This is a genomic window from Streptococcus sp. 27098_8_51 (assembly GCF_041432205.1).
Classification (GTDB): domain Bacteria; phylum Bacillota; class Bacilli; order Lactobacillales; family Streptococcaceae; genus Streptococcus.
Genome location: NZ_JAPVZE010000001.1, coordinates 323,981 through 346,137 on the forward strand (window position 1 = coordinate 323,981; position 22,157 = coordinate 346,137).

26 protein-coding genes are annotated in these 22,157 nt (G+C 38.4%); all 26 read left to right on the plus strand.

Going from position 1 to position 22,157, the window contains the following annotated elements; translation table 11 throughout:
* The first annotated feature begins 2 nt into the window (after positions 1 to 2).
* The 26 genes from O3622_RS01570 (at position 3) to O3622_RS01695 (ending at position 22,150) form a co-directional block, all read left to right on the plus strand.
* Positions 3 to 131: an ADP-ribosylglycohydrolase gene (locus tag O3622_RS01570; protein WP_080980654.1), complete on the plus strand. Its 129-nt coding sequence runs from the start codon at positions 3 to 5 to the stop codon at positions 129 to 131.
* A gap of 87 nt (positions 132 to 218) precedes the next feature.
* Complete coding sequence (locus O3622_RS01575) at positions 219 to 836, plus strand: SAP domain-containing protein (RefSeq protein ID WP_070838600.1); 618 nt, start codon at positions 219 to 221, stop codon at positions 834 to 836.
* Positions 837 to 876: 40 nt separating this feature from the next.
* On the plus strand, positions 877 to 1,731 hold the full coding sequence (locus O3622_RS01580; protein ID WP_371606923.1) for an ADP-ribosylglycohydrolase family protein: 855 nt from the start codon (positions 877 to 879) through the stop codon (positions 1,729 to 1,731).
* Between the two features lie 29 nt (positions 1,732 to 1,760).
* A complete protein-coding gene (locus tag O3622_RS01585; protein ID WP_000523681.1) occupies positions 1,761 to 2,171 on the plus strand; it encodes a hypothetical protein in 411 nt (136 codons plus the stop codon).
* A 234-nt stretch (positions 2,172 to 2,405) separates the two neighbouring features.
* A complete protein-coding gene (locus tag O3622_RS01590) occupies positions 2,406 to 3,074 on the plus strand; it encodes a hypothetical protein (protein WP_000760101.1) in 669 nt (222 codons plus the stop codon).
* 113 nt (positions 3,075 to 3,187) lie between these two features.
* Positions 3,188 to 3,850, plus strand: a complete 663-nt coding sequence (locus tag O3622_RS01595) for a DUF443 family protein (protein ID WP_000420676.1) — start codon at positions 3,188 to 3,190, stop codon at positions 3,848 to 3,850.
* A 14-nt stretch (positions 3,851 to 3,864) separates the two neighbouring features.
* The gene (locus tag O3622_RS01600) at positions 3,865 to 3,996 is read left to right on the plus strand and encodes a hypothetical protein (protein ID WP_303407869.1); all 132 of its coding nucleotides are present in this window, start codon (positions 3,865 to 3,867) and stop codon (positions 3,994 to 3,996) included.
* 44 nt (positions 3,997 to 4,040) lie between these two features.
* A complete protein-coding gene (locus tag O3622_RS01605) occupies positions 4,041 to 4,697 on the plus strand; it encodes a DUF443 family protein (protein WP_000248558.1) in 657 nt (218 codons plus the stop codon).
* A 42-nt stretch (positions 4,698 to 4,739) separates the two neighbouring features.
* Positions 4,740 to 5,396, plus strand: a complete 657-nt coding sequence (locus O3622_RS01610) for a hypothetical protein (RefSeq protein WP_227232355.1) — start codon at positions 4,740 to 4,742, stop codon at positions 5,394 to 5,396.
* Between the two features lie 132 nt (positions 5,397 to 5,528).
* Positions 5,529 to 6,278 (plus strand): hypothetical protein, encoded by a 750-nt coding sequence (locus O3622_RS01615; RefSeq protein ID WP_247920666.1) that lies wholly within the window; start codon positions 5,529 to 5,531, stop codon positions 6,276 to 6,278.
* Between the two features lie 135 nt (positions 6,279 to 6,413).
* Complete coding sequence (locus tag O3622_RS01620; protein WP_371606924.1) at positions 6,414 to 7,295, plus strand: diacylglycerol kinase family protein; 882 nt, start codon at positions 6,414 to 6,416, stop codon at positions 7,293 to 7,295.
* A gap of 63 nt (positions 7,296 to 7,358) precedes the next feature.
* A complete protein-coding gene (locus O3622_RS01625; RefSeq protein ID WP_049489661.1) occupies positions 7,359 to 7,850 on the plus strand; it encodes a nucleotidyltransferase domain-containing protein in 492 nt (163 codons plus the stop codon).
* A 179-nt stretch (positions 7,851 to 8,029) separates the two neighbouring features.
* Positions 8,030 to 9,769 (plus strand): glycoside hydrolase family 13 protein, encoded by a 1,740-nt coding sequence (locus tag O3622_RS01630; RefSeq protein WP_371606925.1) that lies wholly within the window; start codon positions 8,030 to 8,032, stop codon positions 9,767 to 9,769.
* A gap of 156 nt (positions 9,770 to 9,925) precedes the next feature.
* Positions 9,926 to 10,801: a DUF4300 family protein gene (locus tag O3622_RS01635; protein ID WP_049489658.1), complete on the plus strand. Its 876-nt coding sequence runs from the start codon at positions 9,926 to 9,928 to the stop codon at positions 10,799 to 10,801.
* Positions 10,802 to 10,822: 21 nt separating this feature from the next.
* Entirely contained in the window at positions 10,823 to 11,005 is a 183-nt protein-coding gene (locus tag O3622_RS01640; protein WP_049478261.1) for a hypothetical protein, read from the plus strand.
* A 68-nt stretch (positions 11,006 to 11,073) separates the two neighbouring features.
* Positions 11,074 to 11,580 (plus strand): YfbM family protein, encoded by a 507-nt coding sequence (locus O3622_RS01645; RefSeq protein WP_000525332.1) that lies wholly within the window; start codon positions 11,074 to 11,076, stop codon positions 11,578 to 11,580.
* A gap of 177 nt (positions 11,581 to 11,757) precedes the next feature.
* Positions 11,758 to 12,312 carry a hypothetical protein gene (locus O3622_RS01650; RefSeq protein ID WP_000532578.1) on the plus strand — a complete coding sequence of 185 codons (555 nt, stop codon included), beginning with the start codon at positions 11,758 to 11,760 and terminating at the stop codon, positions 12,310 to 12,312.
* Positions 12,313 to 12,933: 621 nt separating this feature from the next.
* Complete coding sequence (locus O3622_RS01655; protein ID WP_000732146.1) at positions 12,934 to 14,394, plus strand: aminotransferase class I/II-fold pyridoxal phosphate-dependent enzyme; 1,461 nt, start codon at positions 12,934 to 12,936, stop codon at positions 14,392 to 14,394.
* Positions 14,395 to 15,255 carry a polyamine aminopropyltransferase gene (gene speE / locus O3622_RS01660; RefSeq protein ID WP_000366713.1) on the plus strand — a complete coding sequence of 287 codons (861 nt, stop codon included), beginning with the start codon at positions 14,395 to 14,397 and terminating at the stop codon, positions 15,253 to 15,255.
* Entirely contained in the window at positions 15,252 to 16,511 is a 1,260-nt protein-coding gene (locus tag O3622_RS01665; RefSeq protein ID WP_371606927.1) for a saccharopine dehydrogenase family protein, read from the plus strand. The genes speE and O3622_RS01665 overlap by 4 nt, the downstream gene beginning before the upstream one ends.
* Positions 16,511 to 17,638 (plus strand): carboxynorspermidine decarboxylase, encoded by a 1,128-nt coding sequence (gene nspC, locus O3622_RS01670; RefSeq protein ID WP_371606928.1) that lies wholly within the window; start codon positions 16,511 to 16,513, stop codon positions 17,636 to 17,638. Before O3622_RS01665 ends, nspC begins: the two co-directional genes overlap by 1 nt.
* Positions 17,635 to 18,720, plus strand: coding sequence for an agmatine deiminase (aguA, locus tag O3622_RS01675; protein ID WP_000969475.1), 1,086 nt, complete (start codon positions 17,635 to 17,637; stop codon positions 18,718 to 18,720). Before nspC ends, aguA begins: the two co-directional genes overlap by 4 nt.
* Before the next feature lie 9 nt (positions 18,721 to 18,729).
* Entirely contained in the window at positions 18,730 to 19,605 is an 876-nt protein-coding gene (gene aguB, locus O3622_RS01680; RefSeq protein WP_001246712.1) for an N-carbamoylputrescine amidase, read from the plus strand.
* 124 nt (positions 19,606 to 19,729) lie between these two features.
* Positions 19,730 to 20,467: a TraX family protein gene (locus O3622_RS01685; protein ID WP_070567351.1), complete on the plus strand. Its 738-nt coding sequence runs from the start codon at positions 19,730 to 19,732 to the stop codon at positions 20,465 to 20,467.
* Positions 20,468 to 20,573: 106 nt separating this feature from the next.
* A complete protein-coding gene (locus O3622_RS01690) occupies positions 20,574 to 21,275 on the plus strand; it encodes a response regulator transcription factor (protein ID WP_371606929.1) in 702 nt (233 codons plus the stop codon).
* A complete protein-coding gene (locus O3622_RS01695; RefSeq protein WP_371606930.1) occupies positions 21,272 to 22,150 on the plus strand; it encodes a sensor histidine kinase in 879 nt (292 codons plus the stop codon). The genes O3622_RS01690 and O3622_RS01695 overlap by 4 nt, the downstream gene beginning before the upstream one ends.
* Positions 22,151 to 22,157 lie beyond the last annotated feature (7 nt).

The window sequence follows — 22,157 nt, forward strand, 5'->3', positions numbered from 1 at the left end:
CCATGCTAGGAGCAATTATTGGAGATATTGTAGGTTCAGTTTACGAATGGAACAATATCAAAACGAAGGATTTTCCTTTATTTTGTGAGGATTGTTTTTTCACGGATGATACGGTAAGTCCGAACCTCTGAGTGTGTGAGTTTGTTAGTGAAACGTAGTTAATCCTCAAAAAAATTATTTTAAGATGAAAACTAGATTGGTTTTAAGGAGGTAAAATATTGATAGAGAGCAGACCTGAGTTTGATACAATCAAATCCTTTGATGAGTTTAATAAATACTATTGGTATCGTGATGAACTTTCACAGATATGCAGGTCATTAGGACTTGAATATAGAGGTACAAAACAGGAACTCAATGATATTATTGAGCAGTACTTTAAGGGTATTTTGATTAAAAAATCATCAATAAAAAGGAAAAAGAAACAAGTAGAAGTCGTTACCTTAGATTCGCCCTTACTTGAATGTGGATTCTCCTTTAATGCACACTTTAGAGAATATTTCTCAACTTTAACAGGTGTTTCGCCCTTTAAATTTACTGCTGATATGGCTACAGCTTGGAGAAAAGTAAAAAAAGAAAATGATTTGAATTTCACAATCCAAGATATGCTAAAAGTCTATTATGGAAATTCAGATTATGCCAAGTATGATCATTCGGTTTGTCAATGGAATCAATTTCTAAAAGACTTTTGTGCAGACGAAAATAGTCGCAATTACTCGAATAAACTAAAAGTAGCTTCTATTCTTTGGAAAGAAGTTAGAAATTCAAGTAATGCAAAAATTTATTCAAAGAATCTTTTAACTAAATATGCTGATAAAATAGACGAGTATGTCAAGTAGAAATGTCAGTCTAAACTAATAGTTTGTAAGGAGGAATACCATGCTAGGAGCAATAGTTGGAGATATTGTAGGTTCAGTTTATGAATGGAACAATATCAAAACGAAAGACTTTCCATTATTTCGGAAAGACTGCTTTTTTACAGATGATACTGTCATGACCTGCGCAGTTGCTGAGGCTATTATGAATGGTGGTCACCAGGATGACTTTATTGATGCTATGAAGAAATACGGCAAGTTGTATCCCGATGCGGGCTACGGTGCTCGGTTTAGTAGTTGGATCAATAGTGACAATCGTGAGCCTTATAATAGCTTTGGAAATGGATCTGCTATGCGTGTTTCTCCATGTGCTTGGGTCATGGACTGCGGTTTTTGTGCGAGAACTGGTATGACGCCATCAACTAGAAATCTTGCACGCCTTTCTGCAGAGGTCACCCATAATCATCCGGAAGGGATCAAAGGCGCTATGGCAACAACAGATGCTATCTTTATGTGTAGATATTTCTTTGGAGGTTATTGTGGGGATTATGAGCAACCAATTAAGGATAATCCCACAGAGTGCAAAAGACGGATCAAGGATTATATAGAGAAGGAATTCGGATATGATTTATCCCAAACTTTAGATGAAATCCGTCCTAGATACCATTTCAACGAAACATGCCAGGAAACGGTTCCTCAGGCCATTATTGCATTTCTGGAAAGTACAGATTTCGAAGATGCGATAAGAAACGCCATCTCACTTGGTGGCGATAGTGATACACTGGCAGCAATTACAGGAAGTATAGCTGAGGCAGCATACGGTATTCCTGATTGGATCAAGGAAAAGGCCTATTCCTATCTAGATGAGCCATTAAAGGATGTTATTAGGAGATGGGAGCTTTACATAGCAAAAAAATGATTATGTAGCTGATTAGAAAGGTGGAGCATATGGGATTACTTGATAAGTATATAAAGAAAGATGAAAACTATAAAAAGAAAAAAGTTATAGAGGTTGTCTCAAATATCTTAACCGCTATTCATCTGAAAAAATATGAAGACATTATGAATTATGTCGACGAATCAGAGATTGATGATTTAAATGAATTCTTTGGTTATGTTGAAAAGACATTGGAATTGAATGATTTTGACACGATTGATGAGTATGGTGTGGAATGTCATTTCAATCCGCCTTACGAGTATTCTCAATTGGAGATTTATGATTATGATGACCAGACTGGGTTTGCTGTTGATTATGATTTGACTTCAAATTCTGAATTAGTAGATATGAGATTGCAAATAGAGTTTCTATATACCGATAATGGCTATACGGTAAGATTTCTTGATGTCGATCCTGGTTAGGAGAAGTTTAACAAGCAATATCCTTGGTACACTATTTATACAGGCATTTAAGATTTTCTTGAATGTCTTTTTTGCACAAGAGTAAGGTCAAAGCTTTTAAACTATCAAGTTTTCCTATCAATAGGTCAATTGTCTTTAAATGTATTTTATGAATGAATCTAAATGGTTATAGAAAGCCATTTCCAGTATGTTCATGCTATAATAGTTTTAGACTTTTTATTTTTGGAGATATAAATGAAAAAATATAAGCATTTATTATGGCTTTCTGCCTTGATCATCATACTGATATCACTATTTTCACTGAATGGGTGTAGTTTGGGTGGTGAGACCATTCCCAAAAACAGAACAAAAGAACAGTACGAATTTGAAAAAACGTTTGAACCTATGTTTAAATTTTTAGAACAAGACAAGAAAGATTTTACGGGATTAAAGGCATACACTAGTAGAATTTATATAAAAAATCAAGATGAAGTAAAAGAATACGAAGTAGATTTAGATATCACTCAAGCTGATATTAAAGGTGATTATACAATAACAATTGGCGAGGATAACAAAACTGTTCCGGTTACATATTCTAATGGGAAGTTAAATTATGGGTCGGAGGTAACTCCTTTATATGATGAAGAAATTCTTAATTTAGTGGTACAAAGAGAATTCTTTACTTCTTTAGATGTAAAGGAGACCTTTAAGAGTGCAGAAACAGAGCTTCGTGAGATTGTATATCAGCCAGAAAATAACTCTGACCTCTATAAACATCTAAAAAGCAAATATGATTTACCAGAGGAAACAACATGTATAGTATTAGTAAATCATTCTAGCTCAACTATATATAGAGTAACTATTCAACTAAAATCTAATCAAAAGATTGTGCAAATTAGTAGTGTTATTTTTGAAAAAGAATGAGGTTTCCATGAACGAAATTGAAAAGAGTAATCGCCGAGTTGAAATGTCTCCAGTATTATCGAAAGTAGTGTTGAATTAGAAAAGAAGTATTTAAAGGTGTTTGGGTGGTAAATATGGAATTAAAATTTAAAGAAACAAATAAAACTTTTCATAAAATTGTAGAATTTAAAGGAGAAAAATATCTTTTGGATATGACTAGCATTAGCCCTAAAACTTATTTCTGGGGTTATCTTCCCAGTGAAATCACAGCTAAATGCTTAAAGTTAGATAAAAGAGATATACGTTTTGAGAGTGTGGCTCCAACAATGAGTAAATCAATTGGTATTGGAATAGGTGTAGCAATAGGCGGAGCTTGTTATGGGATTGTTACGAATGCTTTTAAGAGTTATGACATTAGCCATAATATTTCTTTTAAATTGGGTTTATTTGTCCTCTTTATTGCCCTGGCTTATCTTACTTTCAGGTTCATTGCTTTTGTGGTTCGTCATAATCTTCAACAAAAACTTTCAAGTAAAGAAACGAAGTATCAAATAGTTTTCAAATTAGCAAGACCACAACGTCAGTTAAAACTGTATAAACTTCTGCCTATTCTTTTCGTTATGGTTATAGGATGTTTGGGGTTTTATATATTTACTGATAATGGGACAGAGGCCTCTATCCTTATCATTAACAGTATTATATTTTTGGGTTTCTTTACGGTTATCTTAGGTATGTTACCACTCCGAGAAAGTTACGAAAAGCAAGAGATTATTTTTGATAGAATAGAGAAGTTATAATTTATAGTAACTTTATGAGGATTAAAACTATAACAAATGAGATGGGGGACAATCTGGATAAGAGTATTAAGGAAATAGGAAGCACCATTGATTCAGCTATCAAAAAAGTTGGAAGTAAAATTGATGCAGGTATCAAGGAAGTCTGAAATAGTATTGATTCTGGTATTAAATCAATTCAGAAAGTGTTTGGGTGGTAAATGTGAAAATTAATTTTAGAGGATTAGATGTTGCTTATTTTGATGTGTTAGAGATGGGAGAGAAAAAGTACGTTCTTGATTCCAACTCCACAACACCAAAGAGTTATTATTGGGGACTTTCCCCTGAAACTCTTGAAGTTGATTTGATAGAACTCGATAGTCAGAATAAAAATTTTGATAAAAAAATTAAGATGGGTCCTTCAGGAATGCGTATGGTATCTATTGGTTTTAGCCTTCTTTTGTATAGAGTAGTAACATCAATTTTTAGATATTATGATATTAGTCATAATCTATATTTAAAAGTATCTTTATTTCCTATATCTATTTTGGTAGCTTATATTGTCTATCAAAGTATTTTAATCAAATCAAGGAAGGAAATTTCAAGTCGTTTATCGCAGGAAAAGAAGAGGTTTAAAATAATCTTTCAGAATAATAAGAAAAAAAGACAATTCCATGCCTATCTATTTCTCATTTTACATACAATTGCTTTCTCTATTTATATGGGAGAAGATGATGGAACAGAAGCTGCAATTCTAGTGTTGAATGGTTTGTTGGCCTATCTATTTATTTGGATTGAATCTGGCGTTATTCCATTGACTTATGCTTATCAAAAGAAATACCTAGAATTTAAAGAAGTGAAAAAGGTATAATGTAACTTATAATAAAATTCAGAAAGTATTTGAGTGGTAAATGTGGAATTAAAATTTAAAAATTCAAGCATGATGTGCTTTCAAATTGTTCAGATAGAACAAGAATCGAAGAAGTATGTCATGGATACAAGTACTATAAGCCCCAAGAGCTATTACTGGGGAATAAAAACAGATACGATTACAGTGGACATGGTGGAGATTGAAAAGAATAATAACCAATTCGAAATTAAACCTAGCAGACCTGTAAGTGCAACAATGGGAGCCATTATCGTTCAACCAATCGTCAAGGTTAGCTATGATGCGCTGAAAAAATTTTTTATTCACAATAATATTAGCGAGCAAATATTATTAAAGTTATTACTCTTTGCAATTTCTATGCTGATTTCTTATTTTGCAATTCTGATTTCATTAAAGTTATCCCATAATAAAGCAGATAAATGGATTCCTCAAAACAGCAATAAATACACAGTGACCTTTACAACTATTAAAAAAAGTAACGGAGGAGTATATCCTTTGGTTGGAGCAATTGCCCTTTGTTTACTTTTCTTTCTTGGTTTGAATAATGGAACAGAAGGGGCTTTTTTGGTAATCAATGGAATCATATCGTTATTCTTTTTCATGTTTACTCTAGGAAGTTTTCCAATCGCTCATCCATACAAGCATGGTCAAATTGAGGTTGAAAAGATTGAGAAAATATAGAATAAATGATATTGGAAATAGTATTGATTCAGGTATTAAATCAATTCAGAAAGTATTTGGGTGGTGAGCGACTCATTTAAAGTTCAAGACAGCTCTTACAATGCAGCATTGTGAGTTAGAAAAGGAGTAAAAATGAATTATTTAGAAATACGCAAGAAATATGGATTTTATAGAAAAGTCGTAATTTTTTTGGCTGTTCTTCTCATTCTTTTTGTAGCTTGGATGGTGAAAGATAGGACTATTCAAACCCTTTGTATTTTATTCATAAATGCACTCTTATTTCTTTTCATTGCTCTAATCAGAAGAGGGTATGTAAGGAGTGGTACTAAGTTACTGTATATGGACTTAGATTTACCATCTTGGAAGCAATACATTGAATTGAAGAAAGTTGCAAAAAGAGCTATTATAAAAATGGATGTGACGCTAACATCTGTTGGGTATTCCTATATGATTGGTGATTTCGATGCTGCCATTAAGGAGGCTTCTGAAGCGATGACTGATCAAAAACTGAAGCCGAAATATAGGGATTTCTTAGAAAGTTATCTTATTCGCTCGACAGTTCTTGCAAACCCTAACCTGACCAGGGACCAGCTTGATCTTATATTAAATAAAATGTCCATATCAGATCCAACTCTAGCTGAGAGAACAAAAAACGTGAGTCTTGCTCTATACGATTTAACAATTGCTCATCAATCCAATGATTATTTTGAAGACTTGGAAAACGAATTTAAATATCAACAATTGGAAATCACTTACTATCAAGCCTTGAACTCTAAATTAAAAGGAGATATGACTAGGGCGAATGAGTTGTTTAAGAAACTCTCTCAAGAAGATGAACAGCTCTATATCGTACAGAAGTCTAAAGAATTTTTAAAAAGTTGAGTGTTTTATTTGACAGATTAACATCTCTATTCTAGTTAGTTGATTCGATTTTTCAAGCATTTGGATGGCGTTTACGTAACTCAAGTGATATAATTAGTTACTAGAATTTTTGTAACTATTAAAGGAGTATTATCAATGAAAAAAGCAATGTTAATTATCAACCCTACCTCTGGTGGGGAAAAGGCTTTGGATTATAAGGTTAAGCTGGAGAATAAGGCAAAAGATTATTTTGAGCATGTGGAAACCAAAATAACCGAAAAAGCGCTGGATGCGACACATTTTGCTGAAGAAGCTTCTCGTGAGCAGTACGATGCAGTGGTTGTTTTCGGTGGAGACGGGACTGTCAATGAAGTCATTTCGGGTATTGCTGAGAGAGACTACACTCCGAAGTTAGGTATTATCCCTGGCGGTACGGGCAACCTCATTACCAAACTGTTGGAAATCAATCAAGACATCGATGGCGCGATTGATGAACTCGATTTTAATTTAACCAATAAGATTGATATTGGTAAAGCGAATGACAACTATTTTGGTTATATCTTTAGTATCGGTTCTCTGCCTGAGGCGATTCACAATGTTGAAATTGAAGATAAGACAAAATTTGGTATCCTTGCCTATGCTGTAAATACCATGAAGTCTGTCATGACGGATCAGGTCTTTAACATTAAGGTTGAGACAGAAAATGGAAATTATGATGGTGAAGCGAGTCATGTTTTGGTTCTCTTGACAAATTACTTCGCTGATAAGAAAATCTTTGAAGAAAACAAGGATGGCTACGCCAATATTTTGATTCTAAAAGATGCTTCTCTATTCTCTAAATTATCTGTCATTCCTGATTTACTAAAAGGGGATGTTGTTGGCAATGATAATATTGAATATATCAGAGCGTGCAATATTAAGATCTCTTCAGATAGTGAATTGGAGTCAGATGTTGACGGCGATAAGTCGGATAATCTACCTGTAGAGATTAAGGTACTGGGCCAGCATATTGAAGTCTTTTCACAACCGAAAGAGTAGAAGGTAGAAACAAGTTTGTCTTTCACTGCTAAAACTGAATTCATATCAACGATTGGAGGAGAAATGAATTCTCTATTTGATGAATTTCGAACAATTTGTTCACATTTAAACCAAGTCGGAATCACTCCGACGCTCATGGGGTCTTTGGGGTTTGAATACCGTTCAAATGAAGAATGGCAGCCGTCTGACATTGATATTCATGTTCCTGGAGATCCTAGAGGCTGGGAAGCGCCTGATCATCTCAGAATTTATGACTGGGACAAGATAATGAAAGTGATGAAACACTTAGGCTATACCTTAATAGATATTCATGAGCACGAATTCCAAAAAGATGGTGTGAGCGTTGAATTCGGAAGTATCGATTCTTTACCTGATTTTGCAGGAGTTTCGGAATCAGATATAGAGCTGATTCATCTCGAGGACATCACGTTTCGTGTTCCAAGTTTAGAACAGTATTTCAGTATATATAAAGCTTCTTCCCAAGATTCCTATCGAAATGACCACAATAACAATAAGGATTTTAAAAAGATAGATTGGCTGGAAAGGCATTTGTAAATCATCAATCAGAAAGTAGTAGGTATTAAGACTTACTGCTTTTTTATATTCTCAAAAACAATCCACTCGAAACTACGGACAAGTCTTGAAAATAAAATTTTAAAGTAGTATACTAGAATCAAAACTATGAAAACGTTTGCGTTGTAAAGAGATTCAAAGTAAACTAGGAGACAGATACAATGGAATTAACTGCCATTTACCATAGACCAGAGTCGGAGTATGCTTATCTTTATAAGGATAAGATAATGCACATTCGTATCCGGACTAAGAAAGATGATATTGAAAGCATCCATTTGCATTATGGAGATACTTTTATCTTTTTAGAGGACCATTATGAAGCAAGCAAGGCGATGGTCAAAGTAACTTCTGATGCCTTATTTGATTACTGGCAAGCGGAAGTTTCAGTTGGCTATGCGCGACTCCAGTATCTTTTTGAACTCAAAGATAAGCTAGGTCAGAGTATTTTGTATGGCGATAAGGGATGTGTTGCAAACACGCTAGAAAATCTTCATTATGAAGGAAATGGATTTAAAATTCCGTATATCCATGAGATTGATGCTTGTCATGTTCCTGACTGGGTAGCAAAGACGGCATGGTACCAGATTTTCCCAGAACGCTTTGCTAATGGCAATCCTGAGATTTCTCCAGAGGGGGCCCTAGCTTGGGATTCCTCTATCAAGCCAAAGACGAGCGATTTCTTTGGTGGTGATTTACAGGGCATTATTGACCATCTGGATTACTTGCAAGATTTGGGGATTACAGGACTTTATCTCTGTCCAATTTTTGAATCCCCAAGCAATCACAAGTATAATACGACGCATTATTTCGAAATTGACCGTCATTTTGGAGACAAGGAAACCTTTCGTAAACTGGTGGAGGAGGCCCATCAGAAAGGCATGAAAATCATGCTGGATGCTGTTTTCAATCATATCGGGGATCAGTCTCCGCAGTGGCAAGATGTCCTCAAGCATGGTGAAGATTCTGTTTACAAAGATTGGTTCCATGTTCAAGAATTTCCCGTGACCAAAGATAAGCTTGGAAATCCAAGAAAACTCCCTTATCATACCTTCGCTTTTGCCAGCTATATGCCCAAGCTCAATACGGGCAATCCTCAAGTGAGAGACTATTTGCTAAGCGTTGCGACCTACTGGATTGAAGAGTTTGATATTGATGCTTGGCGACTGGATGTGGCAAATGAAGTCGACCACCAATTTTGGCGAGATTTCCATAAGGCTGTCTTGGCTAAAAAGCCTGACCTTTATATTCTTGGAGAGGTCTGGCACACTTCCCAGCCGTGGCTAAATGGAGATGAATTCCACGCAGTTATGAACTATCCTCTCTCTGATACTATCAAGGATTATTTCTTGCGAGGGGTTAAGAAATCACCTCAATTCATCAATGAGATCAATAGCCAGTCTATGTACTATAGACAACAGATTTCTGAAGTGATGTTCAATCTTTTGGATTCGCATGATACGGAGCGCATTTTGACTACTGCCAAGGAAGATGTTCAACTCGTTAAGTCGGCTCTTGCTTTCCTCTTTTTACAAAGAGGGACACCGTGTTTCTACTATGGAACTGAGTTGGAGTTAGATGGAGGACCAGATCCAGATTGTCGTCGTGTCATGCCTTGGGAACGTGTTTCCGATAGCAATGAGATGTTGAATTTTATGAAGAAATTGATTCAGCTTCGTAAGGATGCTTCAGGCATTATCCAACATGGCACCTATAGCCTAAAAGAAATTAAGCCGGACGTGCTAGCTCTTGAATGGGATTATGATGGACAAAAGGTCCAAGCTATTTTTAACCAATCAAGTGAAAACTATCTTGTAGACCGTGATTCTGTAGTGCTAGCCAGTCATTGCCAAGAATTGGGACTGCAACTGGCGATTTTGCCTAAAGGTTTTATCATCCGATAAAAATCGTACTCAAAAAGACTGTTATGAATAGGTGATTCGTGCAGTCTTTTTTTGACTTATGTAGTATAATAAAGCTAAGTCACGGATTATCGGATGAGGGATTAGTGAAGAGTGTTTAAAGAAAAATAGAGACTTTTGCTTTAGAAAGGAAATTTCATGAAACGAACGAGAAAAGTAGTAGCCTTGGGACTGTGTTTGCCCTTATTTCTTGGCTTGGCTGCTTGTCACCAAAATAATACGAGCACTGAAGCTGCAAACCAGACACAGACCAGTTCGGATAAAGTTCCTTGGACGGCTTCATATACCAATCTGAACAATCAGGTCAGTATCGAAGAGGTCAAATCTCTCTTATCAGCTCACTTGGACCCAAATAGTGTTGAGGCATTTTTCAATCTTGTCACAGACTATAATGCGACTGTCGGCTCTACTGGCTTAAGTGGAAATTTTGCCTCCTTTACGAAGACAGAATACGACGTAGAGAAAATTAGTAATCTATGGAATCAAAAAAAGGGTGACTTTGTCGGAACCAACTGCCGCATCAATAGCTATGCGCTCTTGAAAAATTCGGTCACAATTCCAAAGCTTGAAAAGAATGATCAGCTACTTTTTGTGGATAACGATGCTATCGATAAGGGAAAAGTATTTGATGCGAAAGATAAGGAAGAGTTTGATATTCTATTTTCTAGGGTAGCGACGGAAGCAACGATGGATGTAAAAGTTCATGCGCAGAAGATGGAGAAATTCTTCTCACAGTTTCAATTCAATGATAAAGCTCGAATGTTGTCTGTTGTGTTGCATGATAATTTGGATGGAGAGTATCTTTTTGTCGGTCACGTTGGTGTTTTAGTGCCAGCTGAGGAGGGTTTCTTATTTGTAGAGAAACTGACTTTTGAAGAGCCTTATCAAGCTATTAAGTTTGAGAGCAAGGAAGATTGTTACAAGTATTTAGCTACAAAGTATGCGGATTACACTGGTGACGGATTAGCTAAGCCTTTTATCATGGATAATGAAAAGTGGGTTGAAGGTTATTAAGATAGGCAAAGGAGAAATAATATGGAGACTGTAATAGCGCTTTTATTTCTCATTCTTATCGGATTCTGGGCTGTAAACATTCTCAAGCCTCGTAAGTCAAATAAAAAGGAAAGATTTATTGGCTATATGCAGCGCTATGATATAGATGGTGAGGGTTATCAGTCAGAAGTCTGGGAAGTGACAGAAGATGAGAAGGAGAAATAAGGAGGAGTGTCCAAAAACAGTAGATTTCTTGCCTTTTTCAAGAAAGGGGACCAATAGGAGGAAACATTATGGGAATGATTGCTAATTATCAATATCTGTCTGACAATGAATTAAGCCAAATAAAGCGGTATTCTCGTCAGGAAGAGGAATTGCTTGACTTGGTAGAGGATTATCCTGAGGGAAATGATACGTTGATAGATATTGACAAAATGTGGGATGCCTTGCTCTTTGTTATGACAGGTTTTAATAGTTCAGAATTTATGGATGACGACCCCTTGAGAGAAGCTGTCTTGGGAGTGACTCCTTTAGAAAATGTATCGGAGTATATAGCCTATACTGAACACTCAAAGATAACTGAAATTGTCCAAGCTTTAGAGAATTTTGATATGGATAAGGCTCTGGCTGACTTTAGCATGGAAGCATGCAAGAAGGCAGATTTGTATCCCGATATTTGGGATTATCTTGATGAAGAGGAAGAAATCAAGGATGATATTCGAACCTGTTTTGTAAAAATGAAAAACTTTTATAAGAAAATCTTAACTCTCAAAGGAAATGTCTTAGTGACTATTTGTTAACTACTTTTACCACTGTTAGTCAGGTGCCTGATGAATGCACATCTAGAAAATCGTACACCTGATGATTTGTCTGGTGAAGGAAATATTCCAAAGTATAGTTGGACGGAATAGGTAGAAATTGGTTATAGAATTTGTAAGCATAATAGATTTTAAACTTTAAGATGGAGGACTAAAGAGATGGGAAGAATTGAATGGGAAAATGCCAAGACACGTTTAGATGCCTTGCTTGTCATTGATGAGTATCGAACAGATCCAAATGAGACCTGGCTTCGATTGATCGTTAAGACTGAGGGAAGCTATGGGGTTCGTTACCTTATCGACAATGGTTCTGGTGATTCTCTAGATGTGATGTTCACTGATAAAATGATCCTTATAAAGGGCTTTGATCATGAAAGCAGTTTGAGTCAATTTGCTGCGGATGAGTGGAATCAAGACATCATAGACGGATTTTATAAAGGACTGGATGTAAAGTATCAAAACCTATATTCAGAAGAGCAAAAAGATGAAACAACTTTCTTTATCTGGTATGACGGTCAAGAGCATCAAAATACCTACCAAGAGCAGGACGGTGGCGAATGGTTGTTATCCTATTTCTTTGACAGTTTTGAGAAATTTCATGAGTTTGTGACGGATTACTATTCAATTACTGTAGATGAGGATTTACTTAGAAAACTTTACAATCAAGGACAGCTTTCAGAAGTAGAATTGGAGCAGTTGATTCGCACTTCCTAGCTAGAAATGTGTATAAAATCTGATGAAAAGAACTGATTTTCAATATCAAGTTATACTTTAAGATTATTGAAGCAGCTAATGGTTGTAGTTTCTTTTTTCTTATGTCTATAACGCTTTAAAGCGATTTCTTTTTATTGTTGAATAATATTTTGCGAACAAAAAAAGAAATTCTTTAAAAAAGTTTCACAAAATCCTTTACAAGCTCTTGTAAACATGATATAGTTATAAGGCTTAGAAAATGAGAAGATGTTTTCTAGCAAATATAAACCCGAGTAAAAAATGCCTACGGACAGGCAGGGTTGAATGCCGAAGCGTGGTTGAAAAGCCACATTATTGATAGGGTTAAAAGCCTACTTTTATAAGTTGATGTTAGGACACTTGTCCTAATTCATAAATTTTAGTGTGGTGAAAGCACACGTCATCTTGTGAAACGATCAATAAAGTACGTAATATTTGCTACTAGAGAGTTAGGAAACATCAGGAACAGACATACTCAACAGAAACCAAAATACACACGTCAGAAGATTGCAGAGCAGGTGAAAACCTGCTCTTTTTTCATAAGTCAACCTTTAGTCGCCTTTATCTTCTTGAGGTGCTAAAAATACGGTAAAGGAGTATGTCTTGAAGAAGTTAGATCAAAACCAAGCCCCAATTTACGAGGCTTTGGTCAAACTACGCAAGAAAAGGATTGTCCCCTTTGATGTGCCAGGTCACAAGCGTGGACGAGGAAATCCAGAACTTGTCGAACTGTTAGGAGAAAAATGTGTTGGCATTGATGTCAATTCTATGAAACCCTTGGATAATCTTGGTCATCCCATTTCGATTATTCGGGATGCGGAGGAATTAGCTGCGGATGCTTTTGGTGCAGCCCATGCCTTTCTCATGATTGGGGGAACAACCTCATCAGTTCAGACCATGATTCTTTCCACCTGTAAGGCAGGAGATAAGATTATTCTGCCACGTAATGTTCACAAATCTGCTATCAATGCGCTGGTTCTATGTGGTGCCATTCCCATCTATATCGAGATGAGTGTGGATCCTAAAATCGGTATCGCTTTAGGTCTTGAAAATGACCGTGTTGCACAGGCCATTAAGGAACATCCAGATGCTAAAGCTATCCTAATCAACAATCCTACTTACTATGGGATTTGTTCAGACCTCAAGGGTTTAACGGAAATGGCTCACGAAGCTGGCATGATGGTTTTAGTGGATGAAGCCCATGGAGCGCATTTGCATTTTACAGATAAATTGCCGCTGTCTGCTATGGATGCTGGCGCTGATATGGCGGCGGTCTCTATGCATAAGTCTGGTGGGAGTTTGACCCAGAGCTCCATCCTTCTTATCGGGGAGCAGATGAATCCTGAGTACGTTCGTCAGATCATTAACCTGACCCAGTCTACATCTGCCTCTTACCTACTTATGTCTAGTTTGGATATTTCTCGTCGCAACTTAGCCCTTCGTGGCAAAGAGTCTTTTGAGAAAGTCATTGAACTATCTGAGTATGCTCGTCGTGAAATCAATGCTATCGGTGGTTATTATGCCTACTCAAAAGAGCTCATAGACGGTGTGTCTGTTTGTGATTTTGACGTGACCAAGCTGTCCGTTTACACTCAGGGTATTGGCTTAACAGGTATCGAAGTTTATGACCTCCTGCGAGACGAATACGACATTCAGATCGAATTTGGTGATATTGGGAATATCTTAGCTTATATTTCGATTGGTGACCGCATCCAAGACATCGAACGTTTGGTCGGTGCTTTGGCGGATATCAAGAGACTCTACTCAAGAGATGGAAAAGATTTGATTGCTGGAGAATATATCCAGCCCGAGTTAGTGCTGTCTCCTCAGGAAGCCTTTTATTCAGAGAGAAGAAGTTTCACCTTGGATGAATCTGTTGGACATGTCTGTGGGGAATTTGTCATGTGCTATCCTCCAGGCATCCCAATCCTAGCACCAGGTGAACGCATTATACGAGAAATTGTAGACTATATCCAATTTGCCAAAGAACGTGGTTGTTCCCTCCAAGGAACGGAAGATCCAGAGGTCAATCACATCAACGTCATTAAGAGAAAGGAGAACTAGATGGATCTATGGTTTTCTGAAGTTCATACTCCAGATGTTAAATTGTCCTTGAGAACTGCAAAGCAACTCTATGCTGGAAAAAGTGAATGGCAGGATATCGAAGTATTAGATACGCCAGCTTTTGGAAAGATATTGATCTTAAATGGGCATGTCTTGTTTTCAGATGCAGATGATTTTGTTTACAATGAAATGACCGTTCACGTTCCCATGGCTGTCCACCCAAATCCAAAGAAAGTCTTGGTTATTGGGGGTGGTGACGGTGGTGTTGCCCAAGTATTAACCCTCTATCCTGAACTGGAGCAAATCGATATTGTGGAACCAGATGAGATGTTGGTTGAGGTCTGTCGTGAGTATTTCCCAGACTTTGCTGCAGGGCTAGATGATCCTCGTGTTACCATTTACTACCAAAATGGGCTACGCTTTTTGAGAAACTGTGAGGATGATTACGATATCATTATTAACGATGCGACGGATCCATTTGGACATACGGAAGGGCTCTTTACCAAGGAATTTTACGGGAACAGTTACAGAGCCTTGAAAGAAGACGGCATCATGATCTATCAGCATGGGAGTCCCTTCTTTGACGAGGATGAGTCAGCTTGCCGAAGCATGCACCGCAAGGTCAATCAAGCCTTTCCAATCAGCCGGGTTTATCAGGCACATATCCCAACCAGTCCTGCAGGCTATTGGTTGTTTGGATTTGCATCGAAAAAATATCACCCTGTTAAAGATTTTGACAAGGAAGGCTGGAAAAAACGCCAGCTTTTCACAGAATACTACACTGCAAACTTACACGTGGGAGCCTTTATGTTGCCCAAGTATGTTGAGGACATTTTAGAAGAAGAGGAAGGAAAAAAATGAGTCGCTTATTAGTTATTGGATGTGGGGGCGTTGCCCAAGTTGCTATTTCAAAGATTTGCCAAGATAGCGAAACCTTTACAGAGATTATGATTGCTAGCCGCACCAAGTCGAAATGTGATGACTTGAAGGCTAAATTAGAAGGGAAAACAAGTACAAAGATTGAAACAGCTGCTCTTGACGCTGACAAGGTTGAAGAAGTGATTGTTTTGATTGAAAGCTACAAACCAGAAGCTGTTTTGAACGTAGCTCTGCCTTATCAAGATTTGACCATTATGGATGCTTGCTTGGCAACAGGTGTCCACTATATCGATACCGCCAACTACGAGGCAGAGGATACAGAAGATCCTGAGTGGCGCGCTATCTATGAGAAACGTTGTAAGGAACTTGGTTTTACAGCCTACTTTGACTACTCGTGGCAGTGGGCTTATCAGGAGAAATTTAAAGAAGCGGGCTTAACTGCTCTTCTCGGTTCTGGTTTCGACCCAGGTGTGACCAGTGTCTTTTCAGCTTATGCTCTCAAACACTATTTTGATGAAATCCACTATATCGACATTCTAGACTGTAATGGTGGTGACCACGGTTATCCATTTGCGACAAACTTTAACCCAGAAATCAATCTCCGTGAGGTTTCTGCGCCAGGTTCTTACTGGGAAGATGGAAAATGGGTCGAAGTCGAAGCCATGTCAATCAAGCGTGAGTACGATTTCCCTCAGGTTGGACAAAAAGACATGTATCTCCTTCACCACGAAGAAATTGAATCATTGGCCAAAAACATTCCTGGAGTCAAACGGATTCGTTTCTTTATGACTTTTGGCCAATCTTATCTAACGCATATGAAATGCTTGGAAAACGTTGGTCTTCTTCGTACGGATGCTATTAACTTTAATGGACAAGACATTGTGCCAATCCAATTTTTGAAAGCCTTGCTTCCAGATCCAGCCAGCCTTGGTCCACGCACAGTTGGTAAAACCAATATCGGTTGTATCTTTACAGGTGTAAAAGCTGGTGTTGAAAAGACCATCTACATCTACAATGTTTGCGACCATCAGGAATGTTACGCCGAAGTTGGTTCACAAGCAATTTCTTACACCACTGGAGTTCCAGCTATGATTGGGACAAAATTAGTGATGAATGGTACTTGGAAACAACCTGGAGTCTATAACCTTGAAGAATTGGATCCAGATCCATTCATGGAAGCTTTGAATGAGTATGGATTACCTTGGGTTGTGGTTGAAAACCCGCAAATGGTGGACTAATGAAGTTAGAACAAGTACCCACACCAGCTTATGTCATTGACTTGGCCAAGTTAGAAGCAAACTGTCGCATTCTAAAATATGTACAAGAAGAAGCTGGATGCAAAGTTTTACTTGCCCAAAAGGCTTATTCCCTCTATAAAACCTATCCCTTGATTAGCCAGTATCTATCTGGTACGACGGCTAGTGGACTTTATGAAGCTAAGCTGGCTAGAGAAGAGTTTCCGGGGGAAGTCCATGTCTTTGCTCCAGCTTTCAAGGATGCAGACTTGGAGGAATTGCTGGAAATAACGGACCATATCGTCTTCAACTCAGAGAGACAGTTGCGTAAACATGGACCTCGTTGCCGAGAGGCTGGTATCAGTGTCGGTTTGCGCCTCAACCCTCAATGTTCTACCCAAGGTGATCACGCGCTCTATGACCCTTGTGCTCCGGGATCTCGGTTTGGAGTTAGCCTAGACAAGATACCGAGTGATTTGTTGGATTTAGTGGACGGACTTCATTTTCATACTCTTTGTGAGCAAGGTTCAGATGATTTAGAGACAACTTTGAAAGCAGTAGAAGCGCAGTTTGGACCCTATTTGTATCAAGTTAAATGGCTCAATATGGGTGGTGGACACCACATCACCAGAGAAGACTACGATGTGGATTTGCTGATTTCAGAAATCAAGCGTATCCGAGAAACTTACAATCTTGAAGTCTATATCGAGCCGGGTGAAGCTATTGCGCTCAATGCGGGTTATCTAGCAACTGAAGTATTGGACATTGTCGAAAACGGTATGGATATTTTGGTTTTAGATGCCTCTGCGACCTGCCATATGCCAGATGTACTTGAAATGCCCTATCGTCCACCTCTGAGAAATGGATTTGAACCGCAGGAAAAAGCCCATACCTATAGACTTTCTTCTAATACCTGCCTGACGGGTGATGTGATTGGTGATTATAGTTTTGAAAATCCAGTCCAAATCGGTGATAGACTTTACTTTGAAGACATGGCTATTTACTCCTTTGTCAAAAATAATACCTTTAATGGTATTGGCTTGCCAAGTCTCTATCTCATGGACGAGCAGGGAGACTGCAGCTTAGTCAAATCCTTCGGTTATCAAGACTTTAAAGGGAGGTTATCATGATGGACAGTCCAAAGAAATTAGGCTATCGTATGCCAGCAGAGTATGAACCCCATCATGGCACCCTCATGATATGGCCGACTCGACCAGGTTCATGGCCTTTTCAAGGAAAGGCTGCAAAAAAAGCATTTAGCCAAATTATCAAGACCATAGCAGAAGGGGAAAGAGTCTATCTTTTGGTGGAGCAGGACCATCTATCTGAAGCCCAATCCTATCTTGGAGAAAAGGTTGTTTATTTAGATATTCCTACTAATGATGCCTGGGCGCGTGATACGGGGCCGACTATTCTTGTCAATGATAAAAGAGAAAGATTGGCAGTCGATTGGTCTTTTAATGCCTGGGGTGGTGCTGTCGATGGTCTTTATCAAGATTATGAAGAGGATAACCAAGTAGCCAGTCGTTTTGCAGAAGTTTTAGAGATACCTGTTTATGATGCCAAACCTTTTGTACTGGAAGGCGGCGCGATCCATAGCGATGGTCAAGGGACCATTCTTGTGACTGAAAGCTGCTTACTCAGTCCTGGACGCAATCCCCACCTGTCTAAAGAGCAAATTGAAAACACCTTATTAGAGAGCCTTGGCGCTGAAAAAGTTATTTGGCTTCCTTATGGTATTTATCAGGACGAAACCAATGAACACGTTGACAATGTTGCAGCCTTTGTTGGTCCTGCAGAACTTGTTTTAGCTTGGACAGACGACAAAAGCGATCCTCAGTATGCCGTGTCTGCAGCTGATCTTGTGCTTTTAGAAAAAGAAACAGATGCAAAAGGGCGTACCTTCACCATTCATAAATTGCCAATCCCAGCGCTTCATCAAGTTGTAACCGAAGAGGATTTGTCAGGCTACATCTATGAAGAAGGGGAAGAAGAGCGTTATGCAGGTGAACGTCTTGCAGCTTCCTATGTCAATTTCTATATTGCAAACAAGTCGGTCTTAGTGCCCCAGTTTGAGGATGTAAACGACCAAGTGGCCCTAGATATCCTCAGCAAGTGTTTCCCAGACCGTAAGGTCGTAGGAATTCCAGCCAGAGATATTCTCTTAGGTGGTGGCAATATTCACTGTATCACCCAACAAATCCCAGAATAGGAGAAAAAGATGAGAAATGTAAAAGTTGCAGCGATCCAGATGCAATGCGCCAAGGATGTGGCGACAAATATCCAAACAGCGGAACGTCTAGTACGTCAAGCTGCAGAACAAGGCGCACAAATTATTCTCTTGCCCGAGTTGTTTGAACGTCCCTATTTCTGTCAGGAACGCCAGTATGACTACTACCAGCATGCTCAGTCGGTGACAGAAAATACAGCCATTCAGCATTTTAAAACCATTGCCAAGGAGCTAAAGGTCGTTTTACCCATCAGTTTCTACGAGAAAGATGGCAATGTCTTGTATAACTCAATCGCCGTCATTGATGCTGATGGAGAAGTGCTGGGCGTTTATCGGAAGACCCACATACCAGATGATCATTATTATCAAGAAAAATTTTACTTTACGCCTGGTAACACTGGTTTCAAGGTCTGGGATACTCGCTATGCTAAGATTGGGATTGGCATCTGTTGGGATCAATGGTTTCCTGAAACGGCGCGCTGTCTTGCGTTGAATGGGGCAGAATTGCTCTTTTACCCAACCGCTATCGGTTCAGAGCCTATCTTAGATACGGATAGTTGCGGTCACTGGCAACGTACCATGCAAGGGCACGCAGCAGCAAATATTGTCCCAGTCATTGCAGCCAATCGTTACGGTTTGGAAGAAGTCACTCCTAGTGAGGAAAATGGCGGACAGAGTTCTAGTCTTGACTTCTACGGTTCCTCCTTTATGACGGATGAAACAGGAGCTATTCTAGAGAGAGCTGAAAGACAAGGAGAAGCTGTTCTGTTAGCAACTTATGACCTTGATAAGGGAGCAAGCGAGCGCCTAAATTGGGGACTGTTTCGTGATAGAAGACCCGAAATGTACCAACGAATTACGGACTAGAAGGTAAATTTCATAATAAACATTTAATATTCATGCCTGTCTTACAAAAATGTAAGATAGGTGTACGATTATACGCGGAAATGTATGCTATACTCTATGTAGATAAAAAAGAAAGAGGTTTATTATGAAAAAATGGAATGCGACACAGTTGAAGTATCTGATGGCGGCAGTAATGGTTCTGGACCATATCCCTCATATCACCGGGATCGTTTCTCCTTTGTGGGAAGGTATCTTTCACGCCTTGACCCGTTGTGTGGGAGTTTGGTTTGCGTATATGGCTATGGAAGGTTTTATCTATACTCGAAACTTGAAAAACTACCTCATCCGTCTCTGGTCTTGGGCGCTGATCATGTTTGCTGGAAATAGCCTTCTCAATACTCTGTTTGCCTCTAAGGGTGTAATGGTTACTAATAATATTTTCTTGACTTTGGCCATCGGTGTTACCATGCTTTGGATTGGTTTTCCCAGAAAAGAGTTGGATAAAAAGGAGAAGTTGTGGCGTCGTATTGGGCTTGCTGGGCTCTTGATTTTCGGGTGTCTTTTTACTGAGGGGGGCATCACCATGCTACCATTTCTCTTGATTAGTTACTCTTGTCGAAATCGCAAGGGCTTGCGAAATCTCCTCTATGCCTTTCTGTGGGCCTTCTTGTTAGTGACTTCCATCCAAATTTACGACACTTGGCACCAAACACTGGAAATGATGCTTTACAATTCTGACTGGCTCTTTATCACCGTCTTTCCTTTTATGGCTTTGTATAATGGACAGCGAGGAAAAGAAACTAGTTGGAGTAAATATTTCTTTTATATTTTCTACCCAGCGCATCTATGGATTATAGCCTTGATTGCTTATTTAGTTAAGTAGATTCAATACTCATTAGCTCCTTCTTGCTTAAAATGTGAGAGGAGCTTTTCTGTATCTGGAATTCCCAACAAAACATGTTATAATAGTTTTAGAAAGGACGAGGTTTATGGCGAACATACTTGTAGTTGAAGATAATAATGAAATCCAGGAAATCTTAAGAACCCTTCTTGCAGAGGAACACGAGGTGATTCAAGCATTTTCTGGGACAGAAGGTATCATGCAATTTGACAAAGGTGGCATTGATCTCGTCTTGCTAGATATCATGCTCCCTGGGAAAAATGGCGATCAAGTCTTGCAAGCTATTCGACAAACTAGTCAGACTCCGGTCATCATGCTTACTGCTTTAGGTGATAAAAAGCTCATCAGCCAATATCTCCTAGACGGCGCCAATGATTATGTAGTAAAACCTTTTGATTTGAACGAAGTCTTTGCCAGAGTCACTGTACAGTTACGCCAAAACGGTGAACATCAGTCAGAAAACCAGAGAAAAACTGAAAACCTCGTACAAAGCTTAAAAAATATCCAGTTTGATGCGGATAGTTTTGAAATAAGTAGCGCAACTGAAACCATTCGCCTTGCAAAGAAAGAGTGTCAGATTCTCCAAATCTTGCTCCAGCATCCTAAAAAGATCTTCACCAAGGAAGAACTCTATGAATTGATTTGGGAAGAAAGTTACCTGCCTGGAGATAATACGCTCAACACTCATCTAAGCAATCTCCGTAAAAAACTACATCAACTGGATCCAAATGACGAATACATCGAAACCATTTGGGGAGTTGGTGTACGATTAAAAGGAGACAAGCAATGATTTATATTTTATTATCAATATTGCTCCTCATTAACATCATTTTATCAGTTTCTTTGATTCGCTATCATCTAACAGTTAGAGATTTAAGCAGACAAATCGAAGAGAAGATTCGCTCGGGTAGCATGAAGAGGATCGGTGTAAATTTCTTTTCAAAGACCATTTTGCGTCTACATAACCAAATTGAGAATCTATTTCAGGAAGTGGAGCAAAATCAGCTAATCATGAAGCGTGAAAAACGCACCCTAGATATGGCAATCAGTAACATTGCTCATGATATTCGGACACCTTTGACAATCGCTTCAGGATATACCCAGCAACTAATAAAACACCCTGATAATAGTTCAGAAACCTTAAATAAAATAGCCCATCATCAGGATTTGGTTTCCAAACGGTTGGAGGCCCTCCTTGAATACCGTCATTTGATGGAAGGAGCAGTCAAACCGAAACTGGAAGAACTTGATTTATCAACTTTTATAACGAAAAAGACTTTAGCCTATTACGACGTTTTTCAATCATCACAGATTGTTCTTGATTTTAACGTTGAACCAGGATTGAAAACGACGACTGATGAGGACTTGCTTGACCGAATTATACAAAACCTCCTTGGAAATGTTCTCAAGCACGGCAAGGAGAAGGCTCGACTTTCTTTGAAAAAGGAAGAAAATAGGCTTGTTTTAGAAATCGATAATCTTGTCAAAAAACCTATCAAGAATATAGACAATCTCAGCAATCGTTTTTATTCTGAAAATCTATCAGACACAGAAGAATCCTCTGGTTTAGGTCTATATATCACTGAGGAATTATGCCATCTTCTCGGTGCAGATATGAAACTAAGCACAGATGGAGAATGGTTTTCAGCCTTTATTTATTTTTAACAGAAGA

Bases quoted from the DNA above. Each gene is read 5' to 3' on its own strand.
- O3622_RS01620 (WP_371606924.1), top strand. From the start codon at position 6,414: ATGAAAAAAGCAATGTTAATTATCAACCCTACCTCTGGTGGGGAAAAG.
- speE (WP_000366713.1), top strand. From the start codon at position 14,395: ATGGATCTATGGTTTTCTGAAGTTCATACTCCAGATGTTAAATTGTCC.
- O3622_RS01635 (WP_049489658.1), top strand. From the start codon at position 9,926: ATGAAACGAACGAGAAAAGTAGTAGCCTTGGGACTGTGTTTGCCCTTA.
- O3622_RS01650 (WP_000532578.1), top strand. From the start codon at position 11,758: ATGGGAAGAATTGAATGGGAAAATGCCAAGACACGTTTAGATGCCTTG.
- O3622_RS01640 (WP_049478261.1), top strand. From the start codon at position 10,823: ATGGAGACTGTAATAGCGCTTTTATTTCTCATTCTTATCGGATTCTGG.
- O3622_RS01630 (WP_371606925.1), top strand. From the start codon at position 8,030: ATGGAATTAACTGCCATTTACCATAGACCAGAGTCGGAGTATGCTTAT.
- O3622_RS01595 (WP_000420676.1), top strand. From the start codon at position 3,188: ATGGAATTAAAATTTAAAGAAACAAATAAAACTTTTCATAAAATTGTA.
- O3622_RS01570 (WP_080980654.1), top strand. From the start codon at position 3: ATGCTAGGAGCAATTATTGGAGATATTGTAGGTTCAGTTTACGAATGG.
- aguA (WP_000969475.1), top strand. From the start codon at position 17,635: ATGATGGACAGTCCAAAGAAATTAGGCTATCGTATGCCAGCAGAGTAT.
- O3622_RS01590 (WP_000760101.1), top strand. From the start codon at position 2,406: ATGAAAAAATATAAGCATTTATTATGGCTTTCTGCCTTGATCATCATA.
- O3622_RS01615 (WP_247920666.1), top strand. From the start codon at position 5,529: ATGAATTATTTAGAAATACGCAAGAAATATGGATTTTATAGAAAAGTC.
- O3622_RS01695 (WP_371606930.1), top strand. From the start codon at position 21,272: ATGATTTATATTTTATTATCAATATTGCTCCTCATTAACATCATTTTA.
- O3622_RS01645 (WP_000525332.1), top strand. From the start codon at position 11,074: ATGGGAATGATTGCTAATTATCAATATCTGTCTGACAATGAATTAAGC.
- nspC (WP_371606928.1), top strand. From the start codon at position 16,511: ATGAAGTTAGAACAAGTACCCACACCAGCTTATGTCATTGACTTGGCC.
- O3622_RS01665 (WP_371606927.1), top strand. From the start codon at position 15,252: ATGAGTCGCTTATTAGTTATTGGATGTGGGGGCGTTGCCCAAGTTGCT.
- O3622_RS01690 (WP_371606929.1), top strand. From the start codon at position 20,574: ATGGCGAACATACTTGTAGTTGAAGATAATAATGAAATCCAGGAAATC.
- O3622_RS01685 (WP_070567351.1), top strand. From the start codon at position 19,730: ATGAAAAAATGGAATGCGACACAGTTGAAGTATCTGATGGCGGCAGTA.
- O3622_RS01585 (WP_000523681.1), top strand. From the start codon at position 1,761: ATGGGATTACTTGATAAGTATATAAAGAAAGATGAAAACTATAAAAAG.
- O3622_RS01625 (WP_049489661.1), top strand. From the start codon at position 7,359: ATGAATTCTCTATTTGATGAATTTCGAACAATTTGTTCACATTTAAAC.
- aguB (WP_001246712.1), top strand. From the start codon at position 18,730: ATGAGAAATGTAAAAGTTGCAGCGATCCAGATGCAATGCGCCAAGGAT.
- O3622_RS01600 (WP_303407869.1), top strand. From the start codon at position 3,865: ATGAGGATTAAAACTATAACAAATGAGATGGGGGACAATCTGGATAAG.
- O3622_RS01580 (WP_371606923.1), top strand. From the start codon at position 877: ATGCTAGGAGCAATAGTTGGAGATATTGTAGGTTCAGTTTATGAATGG.